The 15,848-nt window shown below is 65.2% G+C and carries 16 protein-coding genes; 10 read left to right on the top strand and 6 right to left on the bottom strand.

The features are described 5' to 3' along the window. Positions 1 to 157: 157 nt before the first annotated feature. Entirely contained in the window at positions 158 to 937 is a 780-nt protein-coding gene (locus tag BJI69_RS08995) for an isocitrate lyase/PEP mutase family protein (protein WP_046968322.1), read from the bottom strand. Between the two features lie 249 nt (positions 938 to 1,186). Between BJI69_RS08995 and BJI69_RS08990 the strand changes: the two genes are divergently transcribed. The 3 genes from BJI69_RS08990 (at position 1,187) to BJI69_RS08980 (ending at position 3,053) form a co-directional block, all read left to right on the top strand. Then, positions 1,187 to 1,360 (top strand): DUF1328 domain-containing protein, encoded by a 174-nt coding sequence (locus tag BJI69_RS08990; RefSeq protein WP_046968321.1) that lies wholly within the window; start codon positions 1,187 to 1,189, stop codon positions 1,358 to 1,360. Between the two features lie 87 nt (positions 1,361 to 1,447). Continuing rightward, positions 1,448 to 1,945: a DUF4142 domain-containing protein gene (locus tag BJI69_RS08985; protein ID WP_052767252.1), complete on the top strand. Its 498-nt coding sequence runs from the start codon at positions 1,448 to 1,450 to the stop codon at positions 1,943 to 1,945. 76 nt (positions 1,946 to 2,021) lie between these two features. Further along, the gene (locus BJI69_RS08980; RefSeq protein WP_046968320.1) at positions 2,022 to 3,053 is read left to right on the top strand and encodes a D-cysteine desulfhydrase family protein; all 1,032 of its coding nucleotides are present in this window, start codon (positions 2,022 to 2,024) and stop codon (positions 3,051 to 3,053) included. 175 nt (positions 3,054 to 3,228) lie between these two features. On the opposite strand, the gene BJI69_RS08975 is transcribed toward BJI69_RS08980, so the two are convergent. Genes BJI69_RS08975 through BJI69_RS08965 form a run of 3 tightly spaced genes read right to left on the bottom strand, consistent with a single transcriptional unit; the run spans position 3,229 to position 5,867 of the window. Beyond that, positions 3,229 to 4,536 (bottom strand): sensor histidine kinase, encoded by a 1,308-nt coding sequence (locus BJI69_RS08975; RefSeq protein ID WP_244465285.1) that lies wholly within the window; start codon positions 4,534 to 4,536, stop codon positions 3,229 to 3,231. Further along, positions 4,533 to 5,273, bottom strand: coding sequence for a response regulator (locus BJI69_RS08970; protein WP_046968319.1), 741 nt, complete (start codon positions 5,271 to 5,273; stop codon positions 4,533 to 4,535). Before BJI69_RS08970 ends, BJI69_RS08975 begins: the two co-directional genes overlap by 4 nt. A gap of 42 nt (positions 5,274 to 5,315) precedes the next feature. Next, a complete protein-coding gene (locus tag BJI69_RS08965; RefSeq protein ID WP_046968318.1) occupies positions 5,316 to 5,867 on the bottom strand; it encodes a redoxin family protein in 552 nt (183 codons plus the stop codon). A gap of 231 nt (positions 5,868 to 6,098) precedes the next feature. On the opposite strand from BJI69_RS08965, the gene BJI69_RS08960 reads away from it, so the two are divergent. From BJI69_RS08960 to BJI69_RS08950, 3 genes are all read left to right on the top strand, one after another. Continuing rightward, on the top strand, positions 6,099 to 6,515 hold the full coding sequence (locus BJI69_RS08960) for an organic hydroperoxide resistance protein (RefSeq protein WP_046968317.1): 417 nt from the start codon (positions 6,099 to 6,101) through the stop codon (positions 6,513 to 6,515). Positions 6,516 to 6,619: 104 nt separating this feature from the next. After that, positions 6,620 to 8,110: a tetratricopeptide repeat protein gene (locus tag BJI69_RS08955; RefSeq protein ID WP_125903019.1), complete on the top strand. Its 1,491-nt coding sequence runs from the start codon at positions 6,620 to 6,622 to the stop codon at positions 8,108 to 8,110. A gap of 133 nt (positions 8,111 to 8,243) precedes the next feature. Further along, positions 8,244 to 10,436, top strand: coding sequence for a carboxy terminal-processing peptidase (locus BJI69_RS08950; protein ID WP_046968315.1), 2,193 nt, complete (start codon positions 8,244 to 8,246; stop codon positions 10,434 to 10,436). Positions 10,437 to 10,443: 7 nt separating this feature from the next. Here BJI69_RS08950 and BJI69_RS08945 read toward each other — a convergent pair whose 3' ends face one another. Further along, entirely contained in the window at positions 10,444 to 10,938 is a 495-nt protein-coding gene (locus BJI69_RS08945; RefSeq protein ID WP_046968314.1) for a hypothetical protein, read from the bottom strand. A 165-nt stretch (positions 10,939 to 11,103) separates the two neighbouring features. Between BJI69_RS08945 and BJI69_RS08940 the strand changes: the two genes are divergently transcribed. The 3 genes from BJI69_RS08940 to BJI69_RS08930 all read left to right on the top strand — a co-directional run bounded on the left by BJI69_RS08940 (position 11,104) and on the right by BJI69_RS08930 (position 14,179). Further along, positions 11,104 to 12,585, top strand: coding sequence for a DUF4118 domain-containing protein (locus tag BJI69_RS08940; protein WP_052767251.1), 1,482 nt, complete (start codon positions 11,104 to 11,106; stop codon positions 12,583 to 12,585). Then, the gene (locus tag BJI69_RS08935) at positions 12,582 to 13,280 is read left to right on the top strand and encodes a response regulator (RefSeq protein ID WP_046968313.1); all 699 of its coding nucleotides are present in this window, start codon (positions 12,582 to 12,584) and stop codon (positions 13,278 to 13,280) included. The genes BJI69_RS08940 and BJI69_RS08935 overlap by 4 nt, the downstream gene beginning before the upstream one ends. Before the next feature lie 101 nt (positions 13,281 to 13,381). After that, a complete protein-coding gene (locus tag BJI69_RS08930) occupies positions 13,382 to 14,179 on the top strand; it encodes a transporter (protein ID WP_046968312.1) in 798 nt (265 codons plus the stop codon). A 15-nt stretch (positions 14,180 to 14,194) separates the two neighbouring features. Here BJI69_RS08930 and BJI69_RS08925 read toward each other — a convergent pair whose 3' ends face one another. Continuing rightward, positions 14,195 to 15,094 (bottom strand): N-acyl homoserine lactonase family protein, encoded by a 900-nt coding sequence (locus tag BJI69_RS08925; protein ID WP_046968311.1) that lies wholly within the window; start codon positions 15,092 to 15,094, stop codon positions 14,195 to 14,197. Positions 15,095 to 15,231: 137 nt separating this feature from the next. Between BJI69_RS08925 and BJI69_RS08920 the strand changes: the two genes are divergently transcribed. After that, positions 15,232 to 15,789: a DUF924 family protein gene (locus BJI69_RS08920; RefSeq protein ID WP_046968310.1), complete on the top strand. Its 558-nt coding sequence runs from the start codon at positions 15,232 to 15,234 to the stop codon at positions 15,787 to 15,789. The last annotated feature ends 59 nt before the right edge of the window (positions 15,790 to 15,848 follow it).

The raw sequence follows: 15,848 nt of genomic DNA, 5'->3' as shown, positions 1-15,848 counted from the left end.
AAAAAAAGGGGGGTGGCGAAAGCCACCCCTTTTTCGTGGACCCACCTGCTCCTGCCTTGGTAGGAGCCGATTCATCGGCGATCCCGCGGCAGCGGTCAAGGATGAGGCAAGCACCCCATCGCCGATGAATCGGCTCCTACAGAAAGCCGGGCCTCGTTTACCTTTTCAGCAGCGCGTTCAGGAGCGGATAGGTCACTGCCGCCGGCGCAGCTTTGCCCATGAACTCGGCCGCCTTCTGTGCGGTAGCCGCATAAGCATCCAACGACAGCGCGATACCCGCGCTCAGGCGCCGCGCGCCGGCTGAGTAGAGTTCCGCGTGCGACGGCAAACCCGGCACCAGCATGACGTTCAACGGAACCGACGCGATCCCTTCGGCGACCCGTCGGATCTCGTCGATCACCGATAGGCCGGGAACGAACATGCCATCGATTCCGGCGTCGATGTAGCGCTTCGCCCGAGCGAGGACTTCCTCGACTGCCGCGTCACCCGACGCCATGCCACGGAGATACACATCGGTACGTCCGTTGATGAAGAGGTCACGCTTGCCCAGCGCCGCGCGTATCGCCTGCAGCTTCGCGACGAGCAGGTCCGGCGACTTCGATCCGTCCTCGATGTTGATACCCGCCACGCCTTCGTCCACCAGCGTGACAACCAGTCGGGCCACCTCCTCCGGGTCATCCGAACACCCCTCCTCGATATCGACGGTCAGGGGCAGGTCGACCACGCGCAGGATGCGGCGCACGGCACCGATCATCTCGGCAGCAGGTAGCTGATCGCCATCCGGCCAGCCGCACGACCACGCCACCCCGGCGCTGGTCGTGGCGACGGCTGGGGCGCCGGCATGCTGGATGACCGAGGCACTGGCCGGATCCCAGGCGTTAGGCAGCACGAGGAGCTCGCTACCGCGGTGAAGGTCTCGAAGGCGTTGGGCACTCATGGAGAACGTTCCTGGCGAGAAGGTGCGCACACCATCGCGCCTTCGCTACGACGCCGCAACTGCCGCCCGGCGTGTAGAAAATGCATAGGCCCGGTGAGACAGGGACTCACCCGTTGACGACACGGACTTCAGGCGGGCGATGGTCGAATGGCACCCGACCTGGAGCAGCAAGTGATGCCGCCCGGGCGGCACCATCGCTCCACCCACCCTATTCCGCTTCTACCGCGTCACCAGAGAGGAGTCACCGACATGCTGCATTGGGCCGTAGTTTTCTTCGTCATCGCCATCATCGCGGCGGTCTTCGGCTTCACCGGCATCGCCGCCGGCGCCGCCAGCATCGCCAAGATTCTGTTCGTGGTCTTCCTTATCCTGTTCATTCTGTCGCTGCTGTTCGGCGGCCTGCGTCGCGGTCCCAGGATATAAGTCACGCGCACACCGAGTAACAGGGACAACGCCCCGGCCCCAGACCGGGGCGTTGTCTTATCCGGAGGTCGCCAACGAGGGTCTGCCATGCGCACGTTCGCCAGCCTCATCATCGCCCTCTTCCTTGCAGGCACGGCGTCCGCCGAATCCGCGCGAAGCAGCGCCGCCGATACCGACTTTGTCCGCAAGGCCAGTAGCGGTAATCTCACCGAGATCGCGCTTGGTAAACTCGCCGCGGACCAGGCGTCATCCGACGATGTGAAAAAGTACGCCGCCCAAATGGTCATCGATCACAGCCGGTCGAACGAACAACTGGGCAAGCTGGCGGGAAGCAAAGGCATCCAGATCGCAACCGCGCCGGACGTAGCGCAGCAGCAAGACATCGACCGACTCAAGGGCCTCGATGGGGCGAACTTCGATCGTGCGTACTCCGACCTCATGCTGCGCTCACACAAGCTGACCTCGGGGCTTTACGAGCTGGAAGCCACCAAGGGCGAGGACACCGAGATCCGCGCCTTTGCCCATGACACGCTTCCGCTCCTGCGCGAACACGAGAAGCTCGCGGATTCGTTGCCACCGTTCTGACCGCAGACGGGCTCGCCGTGGACGGCGAAACGGCGGATCATCGGGAATCCGCCACCACGTCTCCCCGGACACCGCCATGTCATACGACGCCCTCGACGCGCTCGACCGTCTTCCCCGCATCCCCTTGCTCGACACCGTGACAGCAGTCCATCGCCTCGAGCGTGTCGAAGAGCGGCTTGGCCTTGCCAGGCGCGGCATCCGCCTGAGTATCAAACGCGACGACGTCATGGCGCTCGGCGGCGGTGGCAACAAGCTGCGCAAGCTCGAGTATCACCTGGGCCATGCGCGCGACATCGGCGCGGACACCATCATCACGGTCGGTGGCGTTCAGTCGAACCATGCGCGCCTGACGGCGGCCGCTGCCGCGCGGCACGGATTCGCTTGCGAGATGCTCCTCGCACGCATGGTTCCCAAGGACGGCGACGACTACGAGAAGAACGGCAACGTGCTTCTCGATGCATTGTTCGGTGCGAAGGTGACGCTACTGCCGCGTGGCGAGAATGCGCTGGTCCATGCGACGGCGCGCGCGGAAGCGCTGCAGGCGGGAGGCCATGTCGTCGTTATTCTTCCCACCGGTGGCTCGACGCCACGTGGTGCCTTGGGCTACGCGCGTTGCGCACGGGAAATCGCGCAGCAGGAAGACGCGCTCGACCTGCGCTTCGATCGCATCATCGTGCCCAATGGCAGCTCGGGGACGCACGCGGGCCTTGTCGCGGGCTTCGCCGCGCTGGGCCGCCAGCCGGAGCGGGTCATGGCGTATTCGGTGCTTGCCGCACGCGACGCCGCGGCAACGACGACACTCGGGCTGGCACGCGATGCACTCGCCCTGCTCGGCTCGCAGGCCGAGTTGTCCGATGCGCATGTGCGGATAGACGGAGCGCAGCTGGGCGACGGTTATGGCGTGCCGACGGTGGCCATGAAGGACGCCTTGCGCCTGATGGCGAGCGCCGAAGGCATCCTGTTGGATCCGGTGTATTCGGGGAAGGCGTTTGCGGGGTTGGTGCAAAGCCTGCGCGATGGCACCGTGCGCGATGGCGAGCATGTGTTGTTCATTGCGACGGGTGGGCAGCCTGGCCTCTATGCGTATCGCGAGGATCTGGTGGGGTGAGCCGCGTCGTGTGTGGGAGCTGTATGTAGCAGCTTTGTGTGGGAGCCGATTTATCGGCGACAGGCGTTACGGCGTTTCCGCTCCGTTGGCTTTTCGCCGCTGAAGCGGCTCCCACATGTTCTTCCTTTTCGCCGCTGAAGCGGCTCCCACAGGGTTCACCTTTCGCCTCAGGGCCTCAAGGTAATTCCACGCGCGCGATCAAACCGCCGCCGGGGCGAGCCGCCAGGGTAAGCCGGCCACCGATCGACAGCATCAGCTGTGCAGCGATCGCCAGGCCCAACCCTGTTCCACCCGTATCGCGGTTGCGCGAATTCTCCAGCCGGTAGAACGGCTCGAGCACGCGCCCCAGTTCGTCCTCGGGAATGCCCGGACCGCGATCGGCGACTTCGATGCATAACGTGCCGGCCGCGGTGCGCGCCATGCCTACTTCCGCCGTGCCGGCGTACTTCAACGCGTTGTCGATCAAGTTGCCGAGCACCCGTCGCAGCGCCTGCGGCCGGACGATCGCCGTGCCGTCGACGCTGCCGGAAAGACTCACGGCCTTGCCGGTGTCCTGGTAGTCGAAGACGAGGCTTTCCACGAACGCGGCCGGATCGATCTTGCGCGGCGTCTCCGTGGCGCCATGCGCACTGCGCGCATACGCCACGCCTTCGCGCACCAGGTGCTCCATCTCGTGCAGATCCTGGAGCAGCTTGCCGCGCTCCTGTGAATCGTCGAGGGCCTCGGCGCGCAGACGCATGCGGGTGATCGGCGTCTGCAGATCATGCGAGATCGCGGCGAGGATCTGCAGGCGCTCCTTCACGTAGAGCGCGATGCGATCCTGCATGGCATTGAACGCCACCGCCGCCTGAGCCACCTCGGTGGGGCCGTCCTCGGCCATCCGCGGCCCTTCGTTCGTCGGGGTGATGGACTCCGCGGCGCGCGCCAGTCGAACCAGCGGACGCGTGGCCAGGCGGACGGCCAGCCAGGTGATCACCACCAGCACGATCATCTGCAGGATGAAGACGAAGGGAAGCCAGTCGGCGAGGGGCATCACGCGTGGCGTGACTTCGATAGCCAGGGGGGCGCCGTCGTGCAGGGTGAGGTGTACCTGGTAGCGCTCCGGCCCCATCGCGACGGTATTTGCCTTGACCGCGAACGACGGACCGACTTCGCGCTGGATCAGACCGGTGACGACGCGCGCACGATCCGAGATCGGATCGGTGCCGCCCTGGCCCGGACCGAGGATGTAGCGGTAATTGTCGCGTTGTAGCCGACCCAGCCATGCCGGCCGCTCCGCGGCCGGGAGGCGATCGAGAATCGCCACCGATGTACCGACGTCGTGCTCGAGGGTATTGAGCATGACCGTCTTCGCGCTCTGGTAGCGCTCGAAGAACAGCAGCCCGAACGACATGCCGTGCGCCAGCAGCAACCCGGTAAAGATGATCAGATACAGGCGCGATGCGATGCTCTTCGGCATCCAGCGCGCCAGCGTCGCATTCACGACGCTTCCCCGAGCACGACGACCGGCATGGTGAAGACATAGCCCTCATTGCGCACGGTCTTGATATAGGCCTGCTCTCGGGCGTCATCGACGAGGCGCTGGCGGAGACGACTCACCATCAGGTCGATCGAGCGATCGAACAGCTCGGCGTCGCGCCCCTGGGTGAGGTTGAGCAGCTGGTCGCGCGAGAGGATTCGCTGCGGGTGATCGAGGAACACGCGCAACAGACGGAATTCCGCGCCGCTCAGCGACACGATGGTGCCCTCGTCGTCGAGCAAATGGCGCGCGGTGGTGTCCAGGCGCCAGCGACCGAAACCGAGCATGCCACTGGCTTCGGTCACGCGGAGGTTCGGCGGCAGCATGCGCGTGCGGCGGATCACCGCGTTGATGCGCGCCAGCAGTTCGCGCGGCGAGAATGGCTTGACCACGTAATCGTCGGCGCCCATCTCCAGCCCGATGATCCGGTCGGTCTCGTCGTCGCGCGCGGTGAGCAGGAGCACCGGGATCGCCCGGTGCTTGCTCGCGCGCAGGTTACGGGTGAGCACCAGCCCGTCGTCGCCAGGCATCATGATGTCGAGCACGATGAGGTCCACGGCGGTGGTATCGAGCAGGGCATTCATCTCGCGACCATCGGCCGCTACGCTGGTACGCAGCCCGTTCTTCTGCAGGTACTGCGCGACACCCGTGCGGATTTCGCGATCGTCATCGACGACGAGGATATGGTCGACGTGGTCCATGAAAGGCTCCCGTGGGTGATGTCAGGCAGAGTCAGGCCCTGGTCACGCCTTGCCCAAGAGCTGGCGGACGCGTGCTTCGGTTTCGTCGTAGTTTCCCTCGCCATAGTGGCTGTAGACAATCTTGCCGTTCTGGTCGATCAGATATAGCGCAGGCCAGAACCGGTTGCCATAGGCGTTCCAGGTGGCGTAGCCGTTGTCGACGGCGACCGGATACGTGATGCCTTGCGCCTTGATGGCCGATGCGATCCCGGGAAGCTCATGTTCCTCGTCGTACTCCGGCGTATGCACGCCGACCACGACCAGACCGTCGTTCGCGTATTTCTTGTACAGCGCCTCGGTATGCGGCACGACATGCACGCAGTTGATGCACTCGTGCGTCCAGAACTCCACCAGGGTGACCTTGCCATGCAGGTCCTTGAGGGAAAGCGGTTGCGAATTGAACCAGTGGTCGATGCCGACGAAGTCCGGCGCAGGCACGGACGCGGAAGCGGCTGTGGCGTCGCCGGCACGGTCGCGGGCCCAGCCGGCGGGCCACGCGGCGATCAGGGCGAGGCAGATCGCAGAGAAGCCGATAAGAAGACGGGAGGAGGTCATGGCGCGTCACCTGTGAATGAGGATGACTTATTGAAGCCCCGCCACGTATCCCGGGCGTGTCGCCGGGAGTGCCGTTTTGTATCGCAACGTAGCGGGCCAACCGGTATGTATCCCAATGTATCCCGCGGTGGCCACTACACATTCCGACGCGTTTCGGCAGGCATGGCGACACAACCGGGATACGCCACAGGCGTCTCCTAGTCACCACCTCAAACCGAACGGGAGACCACCATGTCACGCATCGAGAACGTCCTCTATACCGGCAAGACCCGCACCACCGGCGGCCGCGACGGCGAATCGCGCAGTTCCGACGGCCGCCTGGCCATCAAGCTGTCCCCGCCCGGCACGGCCGGCGAAGGCACCAACCCGGAGCAGCTCCTCGCCGCCGGCTGGTCCGCCTGTTTCATCGGCGCCATGGGCCTGGCGGCCCGTGCGCAGCACGTGGCCCTGCCCAAGGACACCGAAGTGAATACCGAGGTCGACCTCGGCACGGCCGGCGACCAGTACTTCCTGCAGGCCCGTCTCAACGTGAGCTTGCCGGGCCTGGATCGCGAGGTGGCGCAGTCGCTCGTCGACACCGCGCACCGCACCTGCCCCTACTCGAAGGCGCTACACGGCAACATCGACATCGTGACCACCCTCGTCTGAGGCCGGTACACATGGCCGGAATGGCTATGTGCGCCAGCGCCCGACCGGCGTAAATTATCGCGAGCCACGGCGCCCGTGGCTCCCGGTAACGAACGGAGATGCGTATGTTTCGTCGGTCGTGGTTCGTGTGGGTGTCGCTGCTGATCGCCGCAGCGGCACATGGCCAGGAGATGCACGACCACGGGATGCCCGAGAAACTCGGGAGAGTCACGTTTCCCATCTCCTGCGATCCCAAGGTGCAGCAGCCTTTCGACCGTGCGGTCGCCCTGCTGCACTCCTTCGCCTATGGGCCCGCCGCCAAGGCGTTTCGCGATATCGCCGCCGCCGACCCGACCTGCGCCATGGCGCGCTGGGGTGAGGCGATGACCTATTTCCATCCGGTCTGGGCACCGTCGCTTCCACCCGACACGTTCGCGGCCGGCCAGAAGGCCATGCTCGAGGCGACCCGCCTGGGCGCCACGAGCCCCCGCGAGAAGCAGTTCATCGGAGCGCTCGGTCAGCTCTACAAGGTCGATCCCGGCCTGAAACCTGCGCAGCGCACGCTGGCTTACGAACAGGCCATGGCGGTGCTCGCCCACGACAATCCGAAGGATGTCGAGGCGCAGGTGTTTTACGCCCTGGCACTGTTGTCCAATGCCGCTCCTTCCGACAAGACCCACGCGAAGCAGAAGCAGGCCATCGATATTCTCGAGCCGCTGTTTCGCGTGAATCCCGACCATCCGGGCATCGCCCACTACCTGATCCACGCCTGCGACAGTGCCGAGCTGGCGCAACGCGGCCTTCCCGCCGCCCGGAAGTACGCGGGCATCGCGCCGTCCGCACCGCATGCCCTGCACATGCCCTCGCACATCTTCACGCGGCTGGGACTGTGGGACGACTCCATTCGATCCAATCTCGCCTCCGAGACGTCCGCGCGTGAACACGGCGACGTCATGGGCCAGCTGCATGCGATGGATTACCTGGTCTATGCGTACATGCAGACCGGTCGCGCCAAAGACGCGGCGGGCGTCGTGAACGACATGCGCGCCATGCCATCGCTCGACATGACCGATTTCGGCGTCGCTTATGCGGCCACCGCCATGCCGATCCGCGTCGCGGTCGAACAGGGTCACTGGGTGGAGGCAAGCACCATCAAGGACCCCGCGGGTGCACCACCCTCGGTTGTCGCCATCGCCGTGTGGGCCAGAGGCATGGGCCTGGCCCGTACCGGCCACGCCAACGACGCAGGCCGGGAGGCGACACGCCTCGAGCAGATCGCGAAACAGCTGAGCGATAGCGGCGACACCTACTGGTCGGTACAGACCGCCGTGCTGGCGGATGAAGTCAAGGCATGGTCGGCGCAGGCCGCGGGTGACCGCGCGAACGCCGTGGCGCTACTCACCTCGGCGGCGGACAAGGAGGATGCGCTGGAGAAACGCCCGGTGACCCCCGGCCCGATCCTTCCCGCGCGAGAGCAACTCGGCGATCTGTTGTTGGCGCAAAACCAGCCCGACCTCGCCGCGACCGCCTTCAAGACCGCACTGGCCGAGTCTCCGGGACGCGCCGGCGCACTGCGCGGCCAATCCCAGGCCACCCACCCCACCCGCGCCTTGTAGGAGCCGATTCATCGGCGATCCCCAGCACCCCTCACCACCTCACGGAAACGCAAGAACTCGCTGCCATTTGCCCCCTCCATCCGGTTTGCCCATGCCAGAATGACCCCATCGCATCCCGACCGAATTCCCCCCAATGACCTCGCCCCGCACCACCGTCTTCGCCGCCCTGGCGCTCTGTGCAACCTTAGCCCTCGCCACAGCCACCGGCGCACCCCAGGCGGCACCGACCAGCACGGGCGCAGCGGCGCACGCCGATACCCAGGGACCGATCGCGCTCGTCGCCAGCGACCAGCAAGCGGTTGCCGGCAAGGTTGCCACCCTGTTCCTGAGCCGCTTCCACTACCGGCCCCGGCCGCTGGATGCGACGTTCTCCGCCGTCGTCTTCGACAAGCTGGTCGAAACGCTCGACCCGGAGCGCGGCTACTTCACCCAGGCCGACATCGCACATTTCGCGCCGCTTCGGCCCACGCTCGGCAACGCCATCGACGAGGGTGACCTGACGCCCGCCTTCGAGCCGGTGAATCTCTACCTCAACCGTGTGGTCGACGAAGCACGCTACGCGCAATCGCTGCTGAAGGATGGCTTCGACTTCACGGCCCATGAGTCCATCGCCACCGAACGGAAGGCCGCGCCGTGGCCTGCGTCGACCGACGAACTCCATGAGCTCTGGCGTGAACGCGCCAAGGAAGACTGGCTGCGCCTGAAGCTGGCCGGACAAGGCGACGACGCGATTCGCAAGACGCTTGCCCATCGTTACGCGAACCTTGTCTCGCGCATCGAGAAGACCAGCACCGACGACGCCTTCCAGTTGTTCATGACGGCGTACGCCGAGTCGACCGATCCGCACACCGACTACTTCGCGGCGAAGGCCGCGACCGTGTTCAACACGGAAATGTCCCTGTCGCTGGAAGGCATCGGCGCCTATCTGCGCGAGCACGACGAATACACGCAGGTCACCGAGTTGATCCCGGGCAGCCCGGCCGCCAAGTCCGGGAAGATCCATGTGGGTGACCGCATCACCGGCGTCGGCCAGGGCAGCGCAGGGCCGCTGACCGATGTCATCGGCTGGCGCTCGGACGATGTCGTTGCGCTCATCAAGGGCAAGAGCGGCACGTCCGTGCGCGTCGAGCTGCTTCCCGATGAGAGCAAGGGCGATGTCGCCCCGCACACCATCACCCTCACCCGCCGCCACATCAGCATCGAGGACGAAGCCGCGAAGCAGACCGTGCTCCAGGTCGGCGAACCGGGCCATGCGCACAAGCTGGGCATCATCACCGTGCCATCGTTCTATGAAGACTTCGACGCAAGGCGCGCGGGTGATGCGAACTACCGCAGCGTGACGCGCGATGTCTCGCGCATGCTCGGCGAGCTGAAGAAGCAGAAGGTCGACGGCGTGGTCATCGACTTGCGTGATAACGGCGGCGGATCCTTGACTGAAGCCTCGGACATGGTCGGACTGTTCACGGGTGCCGGCCCGGTCGTGCAGGTGCGCAGCGCGGACGGCAAGGTCGAGGTGCAAGGTGCCACCAACGCCGCGCCGGCCTGGTCGGGTGCGCTGGGCGTTCTCGTGAATCATGGCTCGGCGTCGGCCTCGGAAATCTTCGCCGCGGCGATCCAGGACCGCGGCCGTGGCGTCATCCTCGGCCAGCGCACGTTCGGCAAGGGCACGGTGCAGAACCTGCTCGACCTCGACGAGGCCGTGGAAGAAGCGCACGACGGCAAACTCGGCGAGCTCAAGATGACGATCGCCCAGTTCTATCGCATCAACGGCGACAGCACGCAATTGCTGGGCGTGACGCCGGATATCGCGTTCCCGGCGACGGAAGACGAAAAGGACTTCGGCGAGTCGACCTACAAGAACGCGCTACCAGCGTCGTCGATAGCGGCCGTTCCCCACACGCAGAACAAGACGCTCGCGCCGCTCTTTCCCAAACTCGATAGCGCGCACCTGGCACGCGTACAGCACACCGCACGCTGGCAGCTCACCATCGACGAGCTCGCCGCCTTCCAGGCGACGGCGGCGCGCGCGACCGTCTCGCTGAATCTCGATGAGCGCAAAGCGACCCGCGAGGCCGACCTGAAAGTCTCCGCGGACTTCCGCGCGCGCCGCAAGGCACTGAACCTGGCGGATGGCCTTCCCACCGACGACGACACCGCGCTTCAGGGTGACGACGGCCTGGATCCGGAAGAGCGCAGCGTGGCGCTGGACAAGCGTCCCGAGCCGACCAAGCCGTCGAAGGATCCGTACGTGCAGGAAGCGGCGCAAATCATCGCCGATGAAGCGGCGATGTTGATGGCAGCCCCGAGCGCGCAAGCGCCCGGGTGATCGATCGTTACGTGGATGCCGCAGCATCCGCGGAAGCGAATTGTCCGCGCAGCTTGTAGGTGGCTTCCACCGCGCGGATCGCCGACCAAAGCGCTATGCCCGCGAGGAAGACATTGGTTCCACCAGGCATCTTGACACCCATCAGGTGGGCCACCGTCACAGCCGCGACCAAGGCGGCAAAGAGCACCAGAATGCTCGCGGCGGCCCGACTATTGAAGCGCCAGAGCAGACCGGCGAGCACCACGTAGATCACCGCATCGACGATCAACGCGCGGCCGATAAACATCGCGAGGAACGCTTGCAGGCCCGCGAGGCAGAGAAACAGGATCGATGTTTCCCTGACGATCGCCAGTGCGTCCGCGCGACTCTCGATCTTCGCCATGACGGCGGACTTCCCGCCCTTACGCTTCGGCGGTTCATACGTACCCGTGGCGTACTCAGGCTTCTTGAGCCTGTCTGCCATCGCGCGCGCGAAATCGTCAGGTGTTCCCTTGTCTTCCATGCTGCCCCCTGGTGGGCCGGCGAATGGTCCGTCGGCGCTGTGCGACGGAAGATCGCAAGGGGGCCGGCAGGCTGTCAAGCGACCTGACGGCGTCGCGGTAATCGACGCCGCGGAGACCCCGTACCGATAGCCGCACCCACGAGAGCGCCGCTATCATGGCTGACCATGATTCCGTACAGCCTCGAGGTGACACCGCGCCCGTTCCGCTACCGCGTGCTGGCTTATGCGGTGGCTGCCTGCGCCACCACCACCGGGATCGCGGCACTCCTTCTGCGCGTGTTCGACCTGTCGAACGTGGTGATGGTGTTCCTGCTCACTGTCGTCCTCGTAGCGCTGCGCTGGGGCCGCGCCGCCGGCGCCCTGGCCGCCTTTGTCGCCGTCGGCAGTTTCGACTTCTTCTTCGTGCCGCCGGTCTGGTCGTTCCACGTGTCGGACACGCAGTACATCTTTACGTTCGTCCTGATGCTCGCGGTGGCCCTCGTCACCGGACAGCTGGCAGCACGGTTGCGCGACGAAGCCGTCACCGCGGCCGCCGGCGAGAAACGTGCGAGCGCATTGGCCACCGTGGCGACCGACCTGTCGGTGGCCGTCCGCAATGACGACATCGCCCGGGTATGCGCCACACGCATCGGCCCGTTGTTAGATGGCAGCGCAACCCTCCTGCTTCCCGACGACCATGACCGTATGTCACCACAAGGCCCCGGTGACGCCGGCATCGCCCAGTGGGTGCTCGAGCAAGGCCTTCCGGCAGGACAGGATACGGACACACTCCTCGCGTTCAACGCCACCTATCTTCCGCTTCCCACCGCGATGCGTACGCGCGGCGTGCTGCTTCTGGAACGCACGACAAGGACGCCCCTGGATGCCGGGCAGGTCACGTTGCTACGCGCCTTCCAGTCGCTTATCGCCCTGGCCATCGAGCGCGTGCACTTCGTCGACGTGGCCCACGAAACCCAGCTGCGCATGGAAGGCGAGCGGCTACGCAGTACGCTGCTTGCCGCCGTGTCCCACGATCTACGAACACCCTTGACGGCCATCCGTGGCATGGCAGGCATGCTCGGAGACAACGACGTCGCGCGCGCCATCGCGAACCAGGCCGACCGCATGCAGCGCCAGGTGGTGAACCTGCTGGATGCGGCGCGCATGCAGGGCGAAGGTGTGCGCCTCGACCTGCAATGGCAGGCACTGGATGAGGTCGTCGGTGCCGCGCTGGCATCGATCGATCTCGGCGGTCGCCGCGTCTTGGTCGACATGTCGCGAGATTTTCCGCTGGTGTCGTTGGACGCCGCCCTGTTCGAGCGGGTGCTGGCGAATCTGTTCGACAACGCCACCAAGTACACCCCCGATGACGCGACCCTTCGCATCCGCGCCGACCGCGTCGGCACGCGAATCCATTTGACCGTCGAGGACGATGGCCCGGGTTTTCCACCGGGCGTCAACGCGGATTCCCTCTTCGACGCGTTTTCCCGTGGCGCACGCGAATCGTCCATTCCCGGTGTCGGGCTCGGCCTGTCGCTGTCACGGCGTATCGTCGAGGCACACGGTGGCAGCATCGCCGCGTCGAGGGTCACCCCGCATGGCGCACGCTTTGAAATTACCCTGGTCGCCGGCGAGCCGCCGACGATCGACCTGGAAGACCCCGAATGAACAAACCGCGCATCCTGGTCGTCGAAGACGAATCGGATATTCGCCGGTTCCTGAAGCTGGCCCTCGAGCGCGAAGACATGACCGTGTTCGAAGCCGGTGATGCCTTGCGTGCCCGGATCGAAGCCGCGAGCCGTCAACCCGATCTGATCGTTCTCGATCTCGGCCTCCCCGACGACGACGGCAAAGCCGTGATCCGCGACGTGCGCGGGTGGTCGTCGGCGCCGATCATCGTGCTTTCCGCGCGTGACAGCGAAGCGGAGAAAGTCGCCGCGCTGGAGGCGGGCGCGGACGATTATCTTTCCAAGCCCTTCGGTGTTCCCGAGCTGGTGGCGCGTGTGCGTGCGCAGCTGCGCCGGGCGAGCCTGGCCGGCGATCGCGGCCAGGCCAGCGCGCGCATTCGCTTCGGAGATATCGAAGTGAACCTCGCAACACACGAAGTGTCGCGTCGCGGCGAAGCCGTCCACCTGACACCGATCGAATTCCGCCTGCTGACCGCACTGGTCCGCGGGCAAGGCAAGGTGCTGACCCATCGGCAACTGCTGCATGACGTATGGGGTCCGGGTTACGCCACGCGACCGCACTACGTGCGTGTCTACATGGCCAATCTCCGGCAAAAGCTCGAGGACGAACCGGCCAGGCCGCGTCACCTCGTGACCGAACTCCAGGTCGGCTACCGGCTGGCAGGCCTGGACTGAGGCATCTTGATAGGATCTTGATACCAGGACGGGCAATACAGCGCCACCCTTAGACGACGATGCCCACCATGGCTGGTCATTCCTGATCCTAAGGCTTGACCATGATCCTCCGTACCATGCTCCTACCCGTCGTCCTGCTAGGTGTTCTCCCGGCCTTCGTTGCCCGCGCCGACGATGCCCCTCCCATATGCACGGACCGTCCGACCAAGGCCAATAGCGCCTGCACCGTGCCCGAGGGTACGTGGCAGCTCGAGACCGACGTGGACAACGACACGCACGACGCGCACGCAGGGAGTAGCTCCGACACCTTGTACTTCGTGAATCCATACATCAAGTACGGCATCGGCGCGCAAACCGATATCGAAGTGAACTGGGCACCGGCCGTGCGCGTCACGACGAAGAGCGACGGCGACCGTCACACCACGCGCGGCGCGGGCGACCTGACGGTTCGCCTGAAAACCAGCCTCTACAGCGGCGACGTGTTCAACGCCTCGATCATTCCCTTCGTGAAAGCACCGACCGCATCGCACGGCATCGGCAATGATCACTGGGAAGGCGGCGTCGCGGCACCGATGAGCGCCGCGGTGGGTGGCGGCTTCACGCTGACGATCGGACCTGAGCTCGATGCGCTGGCCGATGCCGATGGGCACGGTCGACATCTGGCCGTGACCAATCTCGTGAATATCGCGCACCCCCTGACCAACGCGTTGTCCGTGGCCGTGGAGTACTGGCGCCAGGACAATCGCGATCCGTCGGGCCACGTGAAGCAGGCGTCCGCCGATATCGCGTTCACCTACCTGGCAAGCCCCGACTTCCAGCTGGATATTGGCGCCAATGTGGGCGTGAACAGCGTGACGCCGGATCGACAGATCTATGCGGGCTTCTCGTACCATTGGTGACGTGACGAGCCGCCGTCAGTCGTAGAAGGCAGGCAGGATCTTCAGCGTGTCGGTCTGCGCCTTGTCGTGATTGATGAATAGCTGCGCGTGATATCGATCCATCATGACCTTGACGTTCTCCATCGAGGTGACCGACGCGGCCTTATCGGTATTCAGGCTGGGCACGACATCGTTGCGCAGATTCGCGGCGGAATGGGCGACGTCACCCGACAGGATGATGAAGCCGGATTGCTTCAGATGGACGAGAAGCGATTGACTTCCCGGCGTGTGTCCCGGCGTGGGGAAGAGCGTGACACTGCCGTCGCCGAACACGTCCGTGTTGCCGTCGAGAAGCTGGAGATGCTTCGGCGATCCCATGAGCTTGCGCGCCAGCGCCTTCAGTTGATTCACGTTGGCGTTCGGTCCATCCGGCGAACGGATCCATGCGTACTCGACGCGCTGGATAAGGACCGTCGCCTTCGGGAACAGTGCGACGTTCCCGATATGGTCGCCGTGCGTATGCGAGATCGCGACGTAGTGGATATCGTCCGGTGTCAGGCCGATCGCGGAAAGCTGGCCGGAGATCGACTGATCGAGGTGGTACACGATCAACTGGGGAAGGGTCGACCAGCCCTTCGGGTCGTTCAAGGCGGATTCCGGCACGCCGGTATCCCAGATCAGCCACGTGCCGCCGTGCTTGATCAGCCAGCATGTCGAGGAGAATTCGATCGGCTTGCCGACGTTTTCTCCCGGTGTCCACACCGATTCGTCGTTCGCGAGGGAGCGGCCGCAATCCAGCCGATACAGCCGATCGGCGAAGCCGGCGCGTGCCGGGTCGGGAAGGGTGGCCGTGGTCGCCGCCGTTGAGGCGGCCGCCCACCCAAGCCACGCTGCCAGCACGACGACCGGCGCGAACACGCATGAGCGCAGTTTCATGGCACGTACTCCACGACGTCGAAACAGCTTGAACGATCGGGGCAGCAGAGCACGCACGCGACGCAAAGGATTGGCAAATTGCGCCCATCCCGGACAGCGCCATTATCATCGGGCGATCTCATGCCGCAGGATGGCCGATGACCGCTTCCCTTCCCCTTCCCGAATCTCCCGAACGCGTCGTGCATTTCTGGCGCGACGCAGGCTTCGATCGCTGGTTCAAGAGCGACGCAGGCTTCGATCGCATGTTCAGCGAGCACTTCATGGGTGCACATCTTGCTGCCGCGCGCGGCGATCTGAATGCGTGGCGCGAGACAGCCGAGGGCTGCCTCGCCTTGCTGATCCTTCTCGACCAGTTCCCCCGCAACGCCTTCCGCGGTTGCGGTCATATGTATGCGACCGACCCACTGGCGCGCTCGATTGCGCGACACGTGCTAGAGCGAGGCTTCGACCAGCAGCTCGACCCCGAGATGCGCGCCTTCGTCTACCTGCCTTTCGAGCACTCGGAAGACCTGGCGGATCAGGAGCTTTCCGTGAGGCTGTTCGATGCGCTGGGTGGTGCGTTTCAGCCTTACGCGGCCACGCACCGCGACATCATCCGGCGCTTCGGGCGGTTCCCGCATCGGAACGGCGAGCTGGGGCGCGAGACCTCGCCGGAAGAGCGGGCGTTTCTCGAGGGGGGCGGGTTCGCGGGGTGAGACAGAGCGCGGCGGGCTGGAAGAGCTCGCCGCTGAAGCGGCTCCTACGGGGGAGCGGC

The sequence above is a fragment of the Luteibacter rhizovicinus DSM 16549 genome (assembly GCF_001887595.1).
Taxonomy (GTDB): domain Bacteria; phylum Pseudomonadota; class Gammaproteobacteria; order Xanthomonadales; family Rhodanobacteraceae; genus Luteibacter; species Luteibacter rhizovicinus.
This window is presented reverse-complemented; position numbering and strand designations above follow the sequence as displayed.

Bases quoted from the DNA above. Each gene is read 5' to 3' on its own strand.
- BJI69_RS08995 (WP_046968322.1), bottom strand. From the start codon at position 937: ATGAGTGCCCAACGCCTTCGAGACCTTCACCGCGGTAGCGAGCTCCTC.
- BJI69_RS08990 (WP_046968321.1), top strand. From the start codon at position 1,187: ATGCTGCATTGGGCCGTAGTTTTCTTCGTCATCGCCATCATCGCGGCG.
- BJI69_RS08985 (WP_052767252.1), top strand. From the start codon at position 1,448: ATGCGCACGTTCGCCAGCCTCATCATCGCCCTCTTCCTTGCAGGCACG.
- BJI69_RS08980 (WP_046968320.1), top strand. From the start codon at position 2,022: ATGTCATACGACGCCCTCGACGCGCTCGACCGTCTTCCCCGCATCCCC.
- BJI69_RS08970 (WP_046968319.1), bottom strand. From the start codon at position 5,273: ATGGACCACGTCGACCATATCCTCGTCGTCGATGACGATCGCGAAATC.
- BJI69_RS08965 (WP_046968318.1), bottom strand. From the start codon at position 5,867: ATGACCTCCTCCCGTCTTCTTATCGGCTTCTCTGCGATCTGCCTCGCC.
- BJI69_RS08960 (WP_046968317.1), top strand. From the start codon at position 6,099: ATGTCACGCATCGAGAACGTCCTCTATACCGGCAAGACCCGCACCACC.
- BJI69_RS08955 (WP_125903019.1), top strand. From the start codon at position 6,620: ATGTTTCGTCGGTCGTGGTTCGTGTGGGTGTCGCTGCTGATCGCCGCA.
- BJI69_RS08950 (WP_046968315.1), top strand. From the start codon at position 8,244: ATGACCTCGCCCCGCACCACCGTCTTCGCCGCCCTGGCGCTCTGTGCA.
- BJI69_RS08945 (WP_046968314.1), bottom strand. From the start codon at position 10,938: ATGGAAGACAAGGGAACACCTGACGATTTCGCGCGCGCGATGGCAGAC.
- BJI69_RS08940 (WP_052767251.1), top strand. From the start codon at position 11,104: ATGATTCCGTACAGCCTCGAGGTGACACCGCGCCCGTTCCGCTACCGC.
- BJI69_RS08935 (WP_046968313.1), top strand. From the start codon at position 12,582: ATGAACAAACCGCGCATCCTGGTCGTCGAAGACGAATCGGATATTCGC.
- BJI69_RS08930 (WP_046968312.1), top strand. From the start codon at position 13,382: ATGATCCTCCGTACCATGCTCCTACCCGTCGTCCTGCTAGGTGTTCTC.
- BJI69_RS08925 (WP_046968311.1), bottom strand. From the start codon at position 15,094: ATGAAACTGCGCTCATGCGTGTTCGCGCCGGTCGTCGTGCTGGCAGCG.
- BJI69_RS08920 (WP_046968310.1), top strand. From the start codon at position 15,232: ATGACCGCTTCCCTTCCCCTTCCCGAATCTCCCGAACGCGTCGTGCAT.